The organism is Thermocrinis albus DSM 14484, from assembly GCF_000025605.1.
In the GTDB taxonomy this organism is placed as follows: Bacteria; Aquificota; Aquificia; order Aquificales; family Aquificaceae; genus Thermocrinis; species Thermocrinis albus.
The window spans coordinates 1,366,986-1,380,326 of the sequence record NC_013894.1 but is presented as its reverse complement, the minus strand read 5'-3'; the positions used below and the strand labels follow the sequence as shown (position 1 = coordinate 1,380,326).

The window sequence follows — 13,341 nt, the reverse complement described above, 5'->3', positions numbered from 1 at the left end:
CTATCTCTATGGTTATAAGAGGTAAAGTTTGGAAATTTGGAGATAACGTAGACACAGACCAGATAATACCGGCCCGTTATCTTAACACCACAGATCCTTACGAACTTGCCCAGCACGTGATGGAAGACTCAGAGCACCCAGAGTTTGCCAAAGAGCACCAGCCGGGGGATATCATAGTGGCAGGCAAAAACTTTGGATCGGGATCCTCCAGAGAGCACGCTCCCATAGCCATAAAGTACGCTGGCGTGCCGGTGGTTATAGCCAAATCTTTCGCCAGGATATTCTTCAGAAACGCTATAAACATCGGACTGCCGATAGTGGAAGTACCACAAGCTGTGGATGAGATCTCACACGGTGATGAGCTGGAGGTGGATCTCGATAAAGGTGTGATAAAGAACCTCACCACTGGGAAGGAGTACTCGGTGAAGAGGTTCCCCGAAGAGATTCAGGCCATACTGAAGGCGGGAGGCCTGATGGAGTATGCCAGACAAAGGCTGTTGAAGGATGCTTAGGGAGAAACTCAAGGCTCTCATAAAGGAGCGCTCCCTTAAGATAGCGGACGAACCTGTTTTCAAGTTATCCTCAGGGAAGCTCAGTAGGTATTACGTGGACCTAAAGCAGATAACTTTGGATCCGGAAGGTGCTTACATGGTGGGTAAGTTAATGTACCAACTTCTTCTCCCCTTCGGCCCAGATGGTGTGGGGGGACTTACTTTAGGAGCGGATCCAATAGCCTACGCTGTAGCCTTTGTATCTTACATGGATGGAAGACCCATAAGGCCCTTTGTGGTGAGGAAGGAACCTAAGGCTCACGGCACGGGAAAGCAGGTGGAAGGACTTCTCAAAGAGGGAGACAGAGTAGCTGTTGTCGAGGACGTGGTGACAACAGCCAGCTCTTCCCTCCGGGCTGTGGAGGCATGTAGACGTGAGGGATTAGACGTTATAGGCGTGTTTGCCGTAGTGGACAGGGAGGAGGGAGGAAGAGAGAGGATAAAGGAGGAAGGTCTGGAACTTTACTCTCTCTTTACCCTTTCCGAACTCATATCCTGAATGGACAGAGAGATATTGTTTATACTTGCTCTTCTTACGGGAGGTACCACTCTCGGCAGTCTCTTGGCCGTACCCTTAGGTAGATTCACCGATATGACCTTTAGTCTTGCTTTTGCCGGCGGCGTAATGCTGGTGGCCAGCTTCACCAGTCTTATACTCCCGGCTCTCCATGTAGGAACTTTTCTCCACGTAACTTTAGGCATATGCAGTGGCTTCTTGGTGATGATGATGATAGAGAGAACTGTACCACACCAACATGTGGTAAAAGGGCAGGAAGGTATCGGGGTTCGCACAAAAAAGATCTATCTTATGGTTTTGGGAGTACTGATTCACAATCTTCCTGAAGGCTTCAGCGTAGGTGTAAGTACCTCCTACTCCCTTAAGGATGGCACGGTTATGGCCATCGCCATTGCTTTGCAGGACATACCGGAAGGCATGGTGGTGACGATGCCTCTTGTGGTTCTTACAGGAGGAATCCTGTCTCCCATGCTGGTGGGTGTTGTGAGTGGCCTCGCGGAATCTTTGTTTTTCCTTTTGGGTCTGTACGTTATGGAAAGTTGGCATGGAGTGTTACCCTGGGGTCTTGCCTTCGGTGGTGGAGCCATGCTTTACGTTACTGTAAAAGAAGTATTCCCCGAGGCGTACGCCTCGGGAAGAGATACGATAGCTACCTTGGGTTTTCTATTAGGTTCTCTCGTTATGTTGTGGCTGGATTCTTTTCAGTTCTAAGTTCACGAGCAGCATCCACCATGTTGCGTAGCGAAGGTATAACCTCTTCCCAGTTCCTGGTTTTGAGGCCACAGTCGGGGTTCACCCACAGAAGCTCCACAGGTATGACCTTCATGGCCCTCTCAAGAATGCGTTTTATCTCCTCTTTCTCCGGTATGGCGGGTGAGTGGATGTCGTAAACACCTATCCCTATCTGTCTGTCCCATCCTTTGAAGTTCTCAAAGGCGGCTATTATTTCACCTTTGCTCCTTGAGGCTTCTATGGAGATGACATCAAAGTCCATCTGGTAGATGTACTCTATCACTTCGTTAAACTCTGAGTAACACATGTGGGTGTGTATCTGGGTTTGAGGTTGCGCGTTAGAACAGAGACGAAAGGCTTTGATGGCCCAGTCAAAGTACTTCTCCCAGTCTCTCCTCTTTATGGGTGCACCTTCTCTGAAGGCAGGTTCGTCTATCTGGATGACCTTTATACCTGCTTTTTCCAGATCTCTCACTTCATCCAGTAGAGCCAGAGCTATCTGGTAGGCTATCTCATGCTTAGGCACATCTTCTCTGTAATAGCTCCAGTTGAGGATGGTTACGGGACCTGTAAGCATACCTTTGACGGGTTTAGAGGTAAGAGACTGGGCGTAGCTTATCTCTTCCAACGTCATGGGATGTGTTCTTTCTACATCACCGTAGATGATGGGGGGTCTGTACACTCTGGAACCGTAAGAGAGCACCCAACCGTGTTTTGTGGTGGCTATACCTTCCAGTTTTTCGGCAAAAAACTCCACCATATCGGTCCTTTCAAACTCTCCGTGCACAAGAACGTCAAGCCCTATCTCCTCTTGAACCTTTATAACATGCTCAATCTGCTTCTTTATAAAAGCCTTGTACTCTTCTTGGGTTATCCTACCGTTTCTGTAAGCTGTTCTCATCTTTCTCACTTCTTCTGTCTGAGGGAAGGATCCTATGGTGGTGGTGGGTAAAAGGGGAAGGTTCAGAATATCCTGCTGCAGTTTGATTCTCTCACGATAGGGAACGCTCCTTCTGAAATCCTCCTCCTTGAGAGATCTGACCCTTTCTCTCACGTGATCCCTTCTACCTATGTCTGTAGCCAAGATCTTGGATATGCGGGACGCTTCTTCTAAGGCCTGTCTGTCGCCCTCTATCAACCCTTTGATTAGTTTTAACTCCTGCAGCTTTTCTCTTGCGAAGGCCAGTCGCTCCTTAAGACCCTCTGGAAGCTGATCTTCGGGCTCCACGCTGATAGGAAGGTGGAAAAGAGGACATGAGTTGGATATAACCAACTCTCTGCACTCTTTGGAAAGATCTTCCACAAGACGCGCTTTCTGCTCTATGTTGGCTCTCCATACTTGTCTACCGTTGAGGATGCCTGCGATGAGAACTTTGTCCTGGGGAAAACCTAGCTTCTTTATGTTCTCCAGATTCTCCACGTTGGATACCAGATCAAGACCTAGACCTTTTACGGGAAGCTGTACAAATCTTTCGTAGTTGGACACACTGTCGTAATAGGTAAGTACGTAAATGTCCAGAATGCCAGCCAGCTGGTGGTATATCTCCGTAACCAACCGCCACTCTTCGTCCGTCATCTCCTTAGTGAGAGCAGGATCTTCCATAAGTACCACCTTTGCACCTGCCGAGGCAAGACTCTTCAGAACCTCCCTGTAAAGGGGTATGAGAGCAGAAGCGTACTGTTGGAGAACATCTACCGAATCTATGGGAGCCAACTGTAGCACTGCGAAGGGAGAACTGTCGGTGCGTTTGGGAGCTTTGGAGAGTACGAGGAAGGTGTAAGGTGCCAACAAACGGGGCAGTGTATCTATTCCTTTCTGGGAAAAGTAGTTGTAGTCTTCCAGTGGGAAGTTTTTCAGAAGATGGAAGTTGGGTGTCTCCAGCTCGGGAACCAGATAATGGTAGTTGGTGTTAAAGTATTTGGTCATTTCAAGGGCTCTCTTTCCTCTGGCCATCTCAAAGTAAGTGCTGAGACCTTGGTACTTCCCGAACCTGCTGGGAATAGCACCCACCATAACCGCTGTATCCAACACAAAATCGTAGTAAGAGAGCTCATTGGAGGGGAAAAGGTCCACATACTGTCTGTAGTTGTCCACCATCCAGTCTCTGAGCCTGTTCATACCCTCTGTCAGATCTTCCTCCGTTATCTTTCCTTTCCAGAAGTTTTCAAGAAGACTTTTAAACTCCCTCCTGTCACCTAACTTGGGAAAGCCGTAGGCCAACGTCCTCATTTCCTACCTCTGGTCCCGAACTCACCGTTCGGGGCTGGGGTATTTGTATACCGCCCTCCTCAGGGTGTCCATGCCCCAGCAGGCGGTATTTGGACACCAGAAACTATCATTTTAGCTAATATATATTACCATGTCCAGAGGCATCCTTTATGGTCTTGTGCTAACCCTTCTTCTTATATTGGGTTCCCTCTTCTACATCGTTAAGAAAACTTTCACACGTGAAGCACTAACCATTCTGTTTTCTTTAGATAAAAGGTATCTTCTTCTTTCTATTATCTGTATGGCGTTTTATCATACCTTTGACAACCTGAGGCTTTTTGTTCTGGCCCGTGCTGTAAAACTACGCTACAGCTTTCTGTACGGTTACGTGGTCTCCCTCATCAACACCTTTGGTGCCACCATAACACCCGCTCACTTGGGGGGTGAGTTTATGTCCCTTTACACCCTCTCCAGAAAAGGCGGAAGGCTTCACAAGGTTCTCAGTATAGTTACTGTAAAGACGGCAACAGGCCTCTCCTTTTTCCTGCTGGCCTTTCCCTTCTTCCTCTACGATCTTTATCGCGACATTCAGAAGGCCAAACAACTGGGGCTTATACTTTTTGTAGCAGCTGTCCTCATGTTGATTCTGTACCGTGTGGTGCGTTGGGGTAGCAACAGGGCTTCGGAGGGTGGTTTCAGAAAGCGTCTGCGTTATGGATTTGGCAGATACATAGTTTACCTACGCTTTTTTCTAAGGAGGGGGAAACTGCACCTTTTGGGTGCATCTATCAGTAGCGTACTTCTGTATGTGTCTTTTCTTCTGTCAGGTGCCTTTTTATTGAAAGCTTTTGGTTCAACACTTCCCACTGAGAAAATGTTGATAGCGCAGATATCTTTGGTTTACGCCATATTTGCCAGTCCTACCCCCGGTGGTAGCGGTGTGGGAGAGTTAGGTGGCCTCTCTGTTTTTGAACCTTTTCTAGAACCTGCAGCGGTAGGAGCCTTCGTCATACTGTGGAGGTTCATAACCCAGTACATGAGCGCCCTCTTAGGAGGTTTACTCCTTTCCCTACTTCTCCTCAAAGACTACATAAGTTGGGAAAGGTAACAGGACCTTATCTCCTCTGCCAAGGAGGACATGTTGGGTATACGGAAGGTCATACTGCCCGTAAGTAGAGCTCTCAGGGTATGTATAAGTTCATGAAGGCTCCTTACCTTAAATCCTGCTCCCTCCGTTACGAGGAAGTCCTCCAGGTCCTTCACTTTTTGGGTGTAAGGTCCAAACACAACGGGAACCCCCGCGTATACTGGTTCCAAAAGGTTGTGCCCACCTTTTTTACAGAAAGTGCCACCCACAAAAGCCACATGCCCGTATCTGTACAAACCCCTCAACTCCCCCAGAGTATCCACCACCATCACATCCCAGTCTTTAGAGCTGTGCTGAGTTCTCAGAACCACCCTGAACCCTCTGAAAAAGGTAAGAAGTTTCTCTGCCTGAGAGACATGTCTCGGCACAGCTATGAGTCTAAGATCTTTCATCTCTTCCCTAAGGATACGGAAAGCCGATGCTATTATAGAAAACTCCTCGGGATGTAAACTACCTGCCACCCATATCCTCCCTTCCGGCAACTGAAGAAGAACCTCTCTATCCTCTTTTTCCATAACCAGCTTAAGATTGCCACACGTCAACGCTCTTACTCCGTAAGAGGTGTAAATCTCCGTGTCTTGATCTGTTCTACACAGAACAAGGTGGAACTTCTTTGCCATCAAACGCTCCCAAAAACCACCCTTTGCGTAGGCGTTGATGAGGATCTTTTTGCTGCGCGTGAAAGTCAAAAAACAAGGCCAGAACTCCCTTTCCACTACCACTATAGCCTTAGGTTTTATGCTTTCCTCCAGTCTCCTTACGGTCCAAGGTAGATCTACGGGGAGCCTCCTAAGTTGATGGTAATAATCCTTCTGAGACTCTAAGTAAGACTTAGCTCTCGGAGAGAAGTAGGTGAGAACCACTTTGTACCTTCTCACCAACTCCTTCAGGATAGGTTTGGCGGTGTTAAACTCCCCTACACTGGCACAGTGGAACCAAAGGGTGCTCTCCTCAACGCTCCCGCTCACCCCTTATGAACTCCTCCACCATCTTCCTGGCCTGCCAGTCAGGGTACTGAACGGGTGGGTGCTTCATGGTGTAGGCACTTATAGAGTACAGGGGACCACCTATACCTCGGTCTCTGGCCAGCTTACAGCATCTTATGGCATCTATCATGGAACCAGCACTGTTGGGAGAGTCCTCCACATCCAGTTTTACCTCTACGTACATGGGTACATCTCCGAAGAGCCTACCCTCTAACCTTATGTAAGCTATTTTCCTATCTTTCAACCACGGTACCCAGTCAGAAGGTCCTATGTGGATGTTTTCCCAATCCAAGGTGTAAGGAATAAGAGAAGAGACAGCCTCCGTCTTAGAAGTTTTCTTGGTCTGAAGTCTTGATCTTTCCAACATGTTAAGAAAGTCCGTGTTACCTCCAAAGTTCAGCTGATAGGTTCTATCTATCTTTACTCCCCTTTCTACGAACAGCTGCACCAGAGTACGGTGCAGTATGGTGGCACCCACCTGAGACTTTATGTCATCTCCTACAGCAGGTATTCCCTCCGCCTCAAAACGTTTGGCCCATTCTGGATCTGATACTATGAAGGTAGGCATACCATTTATGAAGGACACACCTGCCCTAAGACAAGCCTCCGCATAAAAACGCGCTGCCTGTTCCGAACCCACTGGTACGTAGTTAACAAGCACGTCCGCTCTTGTTTCTTTCAAAACACTCACCACGTCTTCCAGTTCATCCTCTTTCTCCTGCGCGAGAACAAAGCTCCTCTCGGGAGGGTAATTGGCCATGTGGGGAGCATATCCGTCCAACACTTTTCCCATACGCACCTTCACACCCATGTGAGGAACTTCTGGTTCAAAGACAGTGGTACAGTTAGGTGGGGAGAATATGGCCTCAGATACATCCTTACCCACCTTTCGGGCGTCTATGTCCCACGCAGCCACTATCTCTATGTCCCACGGTTTGTATCCTCCCACGTCCTCAAACATAAGTCCACTGGTATCAAGGTTCTGCCTCTTTTGGTAGTAGTAAATGCCTTGCACTAAGGCGCTGGCGCAGTTTCCCACACCTACTATGGCCACACGGATCTTTCTGTCCGCCATCGATACCTCCGTGATGAAGACAAAAACATTATAACACGTATACTTAGGAAGGCTTCTGTTATAATAGGTAAAGCATACGGAGGATAAGATGTTTAAAGTTCTCGTGACCGATCCCATACACCCTAAGGGACTGGAGCTTTTGCAGAGAGAACCTGACCTTGAAGTGGATTACGAGCCTGACATCACCTACGACAGACTTCTTCAAATAGTGGAAAACTACCACTGTATCATCACCAGAAGCAGGACACCCGTTACAGCAGAGCTTCTGTCAAGGGCAGAGAATCTGAAGGTGGTGGGAAGAGCGGGTGTAGGTGTAGACAACGTGGACATAGAGGAAGCCTCTCGTAGAGGCATACTGGTGGTAAACACACCTGGAGCCAACACTATAGGTGCTACCGAGCTTACCTTATGCCACATGCTGAACGTACTCCGTAACGCCCACCAAGCTCACAAGACACTCACCGAAGGAAGGTGGGACAGAAACAAGTTTATGGGAAGAGAGCTTTACGGTAAGACTCTCGGTATTATAGGTCTGGGTAACATAGGGTCTCAGGTAGCCATAAGGGCCAAGGCTTTCGGTATGAAGGTTATGGCCTATGACCCCTACATACCCCGTGAAAAAGCGGACAGATTAGGTGTGAAACTGGTGGACAAACTGCATGATATGCTGCCTCATGTGGACATCCTCACCATCCACGCACCCCTCACTCACGAGACGAGAAACATGATAACCAAGAGAGAGCTGGAGATGATGAAAGACGGTGCCGTTCTCATCAACTGTGCAAGGGGTGGTATAGTGAAGGAAGAAGATCTTCTTTGGGCTTTAGAAACAGGAAAGCTGAGTGGTGTAGGTCTCGATGTCTTTTCGGTGGAACCTCCATCCCACGAGTTTATAAAGAAGCTCTCTGCCTTTCCCAACGTGTCTCTATCACCCCACATAGGAGCCAACACCTATGAGTCTCAGGAAAATGTGGCCGTCATAGTGGCTCAGCAGGTGATAAAGGCACTGAGAGGCCAGACGGTAGAGTATGTGGTGAACGCACCTTTCCCGGATCTTTCCGTCCTCACCCTCATAAAACCCCACCTGGATCTGGCCGAGAAGATGGGTAAGTTTCTCGTCCAGTGGGCCGGTGAAGGCATACAGGAGGTTCACATAGAAGTGAGGGGAGATATAGCACCCCACTTTCACCCTATAGCCTCTGCCGTTCTCATGGGCATCCTTAGGGAGGTGGTAGACTTTCCCATCAACATCATAAACGCCTCTTATGTAGCGAGGGACAGAGGTATAAAGGTAGAGGAACTCACATCGGAAGAGTCGGTGGACTTTAAACACTACATCAAAGTGGTAGCCAAATCAGGGAACACAGAGAAGGTAGTGGCCGGAACAGTGCTGGAGGAGAGCCTCCTCAGACTGGTACGCATAGACTCCTACATGGTGGATGTAGAGCCGGAAGGTATACTTCTCATCTTTGAGAATAAGGACGTTCCCGGGGTTATAGGCAAAGTAGGATCCATACTGGGAAGGGCCAACGTCAACATAGCCGGTTTCCGATTAGGAAGAGAGAAGAAAGGTGGGATCGCTTTGGGAATCCTCAACTTAGATGATCCTGTTCCGGAAGAAGTACTGGCAGAGCTCAAAGCTGTTCCCGAGATATTCTTCGTGAGACAAGTTATCCTGTGATTTTCTCAACGATCTTTTTCACTATGAACTCGGCCGACTCCAACTTGTTGGGGAAGGAGAAAACCTCCTCCTTACCCTCCGGATACAGGATATAACCTCTGTGTTGCTCCGAACCCATAACATCTATAGGGTTTGCCACCAACATATCCAACCTTTTCTGCAGCAACTTCCTCTTTCCCTCTTGAAGAAGTACCTCCTCCTCCTCCAAGGCAAAACCTACCACAAAAGTGTTACCTTTGGATCTTGCCACCTCCTCCAGTATGTCGGGTGTTTTTGTCAGTTTCAGGATCATCTGATCCTTCTTCTTTATCTTTCCGGAGTGTTTTTCAAGGGGTGTAAAGTCCGAGACGGCAGCGTTCATAACCAGTAGGTGAGTCTGAGGGAGCAGCCTCAGAACTTCCCTCCTCATATCCTCTGCCGAAACCACTCTCAGCACCTCCACCTCAGGAGGTGGATTCTCGGTAGTAAAAGCCGTAACCAGTGTTACATCCGCACCGTACCAGCGCAGTACCCTTGCTATAGCCATACCCATCTTACCGCTTGATAGGTTAGATATGTATCTGACGCTGTCTATAAACTCCCTTGTGGCACCTACCGTCACCAAAGCTTTTTTCCCTCTCAGAGGCTTGTAAGGCCTTATGGCCCACTCTATCCAGTCTAAGAGACGCTCTTGATTTGCCAGACGGCCCTGTCCTTCCTCCTCACAGGCCAGAGGACCTGTCTCAGGTTCTATAACTATGATCCCCCTCTCTTTCAGTTTTCTGATATTCTCTTGCACAGCAGGATTTTTGTACATCTCCACGTTGGCTGCGGGAGCCACCAAGAGGGGTCCTTTATGAGCCAGCACAGAAGTGACCAGAAGATTATCGCATATGCCGTTAGCTATCTTAGAGAGGGTGTTAACACTACAGGGTGCTATAAGGAACAGATCACTCCATCTTGGTAAGTTTATGTGTAAAAAAGGGTCTTCCTCCCAGTCCACGTAAACCTTGTACCCAGTGAGAGCCTCAAAGGTGAGCCTCCCTATAAACCTCTCGGAAAAGGGAGTCATGATGACTCTTATCTGATGTCCCCTCTTACGCAGCTCCCTTATCAGATCACACATTTTGTATACGGCTATAGATGAGGAGATACCCAAAAGGATCTTAGCCATCTTTCATAAGATAGTACATCACCGCCATACGTACAAACACGCCGTTCCTTACCTGCTCAGCCACTAAGGATCTTTCCCCGTACACCACCTCAGGATCCATGTCCACGTACAAGTTAACAGGTCCCGGATGCATCACGTAACCTTTGAATCCCTCGTACCTCTCCTTTGTCATACCAAACTGGGCAAAGTAACTTCTCTCGGAAGATATATAGTTCTCCTTAAAACGTTCCTTCTGAAGTCGAAGGTATTCCACAAGATCCGCCCACCTTAAACCTTCTTCCACTTGGTGAAATACCATGCTCACACCTAAGGATGAAGGATCATAGGGAAGGAGAGTAGCAGGACCACATATTCCTATCTGAGCTCCCATCATACGAAACAGGGGAGCCGTGGACCTAAACACTCTGCTGTGGAGAATGTCTCCCACAAAGAGCACCTTAACACCTTCCAAAGATCCAAAAACCTCCATAGCGGTGAAGAGATCCACTAGTCCCTGTGTTGGATGTTGATGTGTACCATCTCCCGCGTTAACAAGCACGATACCTTCCCTTATGTACTCCTGGTATGGGAATAGGACGAAGGGGATCCGAAACACCACCGCGTCAAATCCCAGATATTTCAGCGTTCGGAAAGTGTCTAATAGAGTTTCTCCCTTATCTATAGAGGTTTCTCCTTTGCCGGCATAGTAAGTTTCCAAGCCCAACTGTCGGCATGCCTTTTCAAAGGAGAGGCGTGTACGGGTGGAACTTTCCAAGAAAAGCAGCATGACTGACCCATCCAGTTTTTCCCTTCTACCCCTCTTAAAGTCCAGAAAAAGCTGGTAGAGATTCAGTACATCCTCTCTGTTGAGGTCCAGGACCGATATAAGACTCCTCATAGCTTGAGCTTTCCGTACTTTATCTCCCTCTCCAGTTGTCTTCTAAGATCTCTCTCTCTAAGTTCCTCCCTCCTATCGTGCTGTTTTTTCCCTCTCACAAGAGCTATCTCCACCTTTACCTTGTTGTTCTTAAAGTAAACCCTGAGGGGTATTATGGTATAACCCTTCTCCTGCACCTTACCCATAAGACGTAGTATCTCCCTCTTATGCAGTAGCAGTTTTCTCTTTCTGAGAGGATCGGGTGGTTTGATGGTGGCGTATCTGTAAGGGGCGATGTAAAGGTTATACAACCAGGCCTCACCATTTTCTATCCTCACGAAACTGTCTTTGAAGGACACAGTTTGTTTGTTTCTGAGAGCCTTCACCTCCGGACCTTCCAGAACTATCCCGGCCTCGTAAGTTTCTATAACTTCGTACTCTGCTCTGGCCTCTCTGTTATAGGCTACCGTGAACTCCTCTGACCTTTTCATAATTTCCTTTTTAAATTATAATGGTGAAGGAATGTTTCCTTTGCTGTTTCTCCTCGTAATGCTGGTGGCGTGTCAGGAGGTTCCAAAAGGGGTAGATTTAGATAAGTACCGACAGCAGTACGTGAAGGGTGTTGTTGTGGTATCTCCTACTTTAGAAAAGAGAATACCTAAGGGTGATATATACCTCTTTCTGTCTTTGCGAGAACCCGACAGCGCTATGCCTGTGGCCGTCCTTAGAACAAAGAACCCATCCTTTCCCTTCCACTTTAACATAACCGGTAAGCACAAACTTTCCCACGATAAACCCATGGAGGGTCTTTTGATACTCACAGCTCGCATCAGTACAAAGCCGGTAGCAGATGTTCAGAAGGGAGACCTCTTAGGCTTTACCCAAGTGAAGGTAGGCACGTCCAACAACAGAGTTATAATAGATAGGGTGGTGGAGTAGATGAAAGGTATAGTGCTGGCGGGGGGATCGGGTACACGACTGTACCCTGTCACACAGGTGGTCAACAAGCACCTCCTTCCCATCTACAACAAGCCTATGATTTATTACTCTCTCTCCCTCGTTATGCTGGCAGGTATAAGGGAGGTAGTTATAGTGATAAACCCTTCCGACGAACCCTTTTACCGAAAGCTCTTGAAGGACGGCAGCCACCTTGGCATGAGGATAGAGTACTCCCTTCAGGAGGCACCCTTGGGTCTTACTCATGCCATAATGAGTACAAGGGATCTGGTGGGTGAAAATCCAGCTATGGTAGTTTTGGGAGACAACATCCTCTACGGACATAACCTAGGAGAACTTTTCAGAAAGGTAAAAGATAGCGTGGAGAGAGAAGGAGGTGCGTACGTTTTTGGCTATCATGTTCAAGATCCTACACGTTTCGGCGTGGTGGAGTTTGATCAAGAAGGGAGGGTTCTTTCCATAGAAGAAAAACCACAAAAACCTAAGTCTAACTTTGCTGTTATAGGTATATACTTCTTTGACATAACTCTCTTTGAAAAGGGGGCAAGGGTAAAACCTTCAGCCAGAGGTGAGTACGAGATCACCTCCCTTTTAGAGGAGTACCTAAAGGAAGGGTCTTTGAGAGTAAGCCTGCTGGGAAGGGGTTTTGCGTGGTTTGATGCGGGAACCCACAGCAGCTTTCTGGAGGCAGGAAACTTTGTGCAGACCATAGAAGAGAAGACAGGCTACATGTTGGGAGCGGTGGAAGAGATAGCTTACCGAAACGGTTGGATAAACAGGGAGGAACTGAAAAAACTTGCTTGCCTTTACCAGAAGACAGGTTACGGAGAGTATCTCCTGAAGGTGGCGGAAGAGGAAACAAATATAGCTGAGAGACTTTACTTTCACTGCTGAGGTACGCAGATGCCCTTTGAGTTCATAAGGTTAGAGATACCTGACGTGGTGCTAATAAGACCTGTTGTGTTCACCGACGAAAGGGGCTTCTTTATGGAAATCTTCAAGCGCTCAGATTTTGAAAAGGCCGGCATAGATGTTGATTTTGTTCAAGACAACCATTCAAGGTCCAAGAAAGGGGTGTTGAGGGGTCTTCACTTCCAACTGGAGCCTTACGCTCAGGGCAAACTGGTTAGATGCGTAAAGGGTAGAATCTTTGATGTGGCCGTAGATCTGAGGTCAGGCAGCCCTACCTACGGAAGATGGGTAGGCGTAGAACTCTCCGAGGAGAACCACCTTATGCTGTGGATTCCGAAAGGGTTTGCTCACGGCTTTCTCACCCTGTCGGAGGAGGCAGATGTACTGTACAAAGTTTCAGGTGCCGAGTACAGACCGGAGGCTGATGCGGGTATACGCTGGAACGATCCTGACATCGGTATAGCTTGGCCTCTCCATTTGGTGGAGAATCTTACAATCTCACCCAAAGACAGCTCTCTTCCCTTCCTGAAAGATGCTAAGATAAACTTCCGTTACGGGGTTTAGG

14 protein-coding genes are annotated in these 13,341 nt (G+C 48.0%); 8 read left to right on the top strand and 6 right to left on the bottom strand.

Annotation, left to right across the window (positions count from 1 at the left end):
• Positions 1-8: 8 nt before the first annotated feature.
• From leuD to THAL_RS07490, 3 genes are read left to right on the top strand one after another with little or no spacing between them, the layout of a single operon-like run.
• Positions 9-512, top strand: coding sequence for a 3-isopropylmalate dehydratase small subunit (gene leuD / locus THAL_RS07500; protein WP_012992512.1), 504 nt, complete (start codon positions 9-11; stop codon positions 510-512).
• Positions 505-1,050, top strand: a complete 546-nt coding sequence (pyrE, locus tag THAL_RS07495; RefSeq protein WP_012992511.1) for an orotate phosphoribosyltransferase — start codon at positions 505-507, stop codon at positions 1,048-1,050. Before leuD ends, pyrE begins: the two co-directional genes overlap by 8 nt.
• Positions 1,051-1,779: a ZIP family metal transporter gene (locus tag THAL_RS07490; protein WP_012992510.1), complete on the top strand. Its 729-nt coding sequence runs from the start codon at positions 1,051-1,053 to the stop codon at positions 1,777-1,779. It abuts the gene before it with no gap.
• On the opposite strand, the gene metE is transcribed toward THAL_RS07490, so the two are convergent.
• Entirely contained in the window at positions 1,748-4,030 is a 2,283-nt protein-coding gene (gene metE, locus THAL_RS07485) for a 5-methyltetrahydropteroyltriglutamate--homocysteine S-methyltransferase (RefSeq protein WP_012992509.1), read from the bottom strand. The genes THAL_RS07490 and metE overlap by 32 nt on opposite strands.
• A gap of 130 nt (positions 4,031-4,160) precedes the next feature.
• On the opposite strand from metE, the gene THAL_RS07480 reads away from it, so the two are divergent.
• A complete protein-coding gene (locus THAL_RS07480) occupies positions 4,161-5,117 on the top strand; it encodes a flippase-like domain-containing protein (protein WP_012992508.1) in 957 nt (318 codons plus the stop codon).
• Here the strand turns inward: THAL_RS07480 and THAL_RS07475 are convergent.
• Both THAL_RS07475 and THAL_RS07470 read right to left on the bottom strand, forming a co-directional pair.
• The gene (locus THAL_RS07475) at positions 5,096-6,124 is read right to left on the bottom strand and encodes a 3-deoxy-D-manno-octulosonic acid transferase (RefSeq protein ID WP_012992507.1); all 1,029 of its coding nucleotides are present in this window, start codon (positions 6,122-6,124) and stop codon (positions 5,096-5,098) included. The two genes, THAL_RS07480 and THAL_RS07475, sit on opposite strands and share 22 nt — an antisense overlap.
• Positions 6,108-7,217 (bottom strand): inositol-3-phosphate synthase, encoded by a 1,110-nt coding sequence (locus THAL_RS07470; RefSeq protein ID WP_012992506.1) that lies wholly within the window; start codon positions 7,215-7,217, stop codon positions 6,108-6,110. Before THAL_RS07470 ends, THAL_RS07475 begins: the two co-directional genes overlap by 17 nt.
• Before the next feature lie 88 nt (positions 7,218-7,305).
• Between THAL_RS07470 and serA the strand changes: the two genes are divergently transcribed.
• Entirely contained in the window at positions 7,306-8,898 is a 1,593-nt protein-coding gene (serA, locus tag THAL_RS07465) for a phosphoglycerate dehydrogenase (protein WP_012992505.1), read from the top strand.
• On the opposite strand, the gene coaBC is transcribed toward serA, so the two are convergent.
• Genes coaBC through smpB form a run of 3 tightly spaced genes read right to left on the bottom strand, consistent with a single transcriptional unit; the run spans position 8,888 to position 11,398 of the window.
• Entirely contained in the window at positions 8,888-10,051 is a 1,164-nt protein-coding gene (gene coaBC, locus THAL_RS07460) for a bifunctional phosphopantothenoylcysteine decarboxylase/phosphopantothenate--cysteine ligase CoaBC (RefSeq protein WP_012992504.1), read from the bottom strand. The two genes, serA and coaBC, sit on opposite strands and share 11 nt — an antisense overlap.
• A complete protein-coding gene (locus THAL_RS07455) occupies positions 10,044-10,928 on the bottom strand; it encodes an aspartate carbamoyltransferase catalytic subunit (protein WP_012992503.1) in 885 nt (294 codons plus the stop codon). The genes coaBC and THAL_RS07455 overlap by 8 nt, the downstream gene beginning before the upstream one ends.
• On the bottom strand, positions 10,925-11,398 hold the full coding sequence (smpB, locus tag THAL_RS07450) for an SsrA-binding protein SmpB (protein ID WP_012992502.1): 474 nt from the start codon (positions 11,396-11,398) through the stop codon (positions 10,925-10,927). Before smpB ends, THAL_RS07455 begins: the two co-directional genes overlap by 4 nt.
• A gap of 31 nt (positions 11,399-11,429) precedes the next feature.
• Here smpB and THAL_RS07445 point away from each other — a divergent pair, with 31 nt between their 5' ends.
• From THAL_RS07445 to rfbC, 3 genes are read left to right on the top strand one after another with little or no spacing between them, the layout of a single operon-like run.
• Positions 11,430-11,846: a c-type cytochrome biogenesis protein CcmI/CycH gene (locus THAL_RS07445; protein ID WP_012992501.1), complete on the top strand. Its 417-nt coding sequence runs from the start codon at positions 11,430-11,432 to the stop codon at positions 11,844-11,846.
• Positions 11,847-12,758 (top strand): glucose-1-phosphate thymidylyltransferase RfbA, encoded by a 912-nt coding sequence (gene rfbA / locus THAL_RS07440; protein ID WP_012992500.1) that lies wholly within the window; start codon positions 11,847-11,849, stop codon positions 12,756-12,758.
• 9 nt (positions 12,759-12,767) lie between these two features.
• Positions 12,768-13,340 carry a dTDP-4-dehydrorhamnose 3,5-epimerase gene (rfbC, locus tag THAL_RS07435; protein WP_012992499.1) on the top strand — a complete coding sequence of 191 codons (573 nt, stop codon included), beginning with the start codon at positions 12,768-12,770 and terminating at the stop codon, positions 13,338-13,340.
• The last annotated feature ends 1 nt before the right edge of the window (position 13,341 follow it).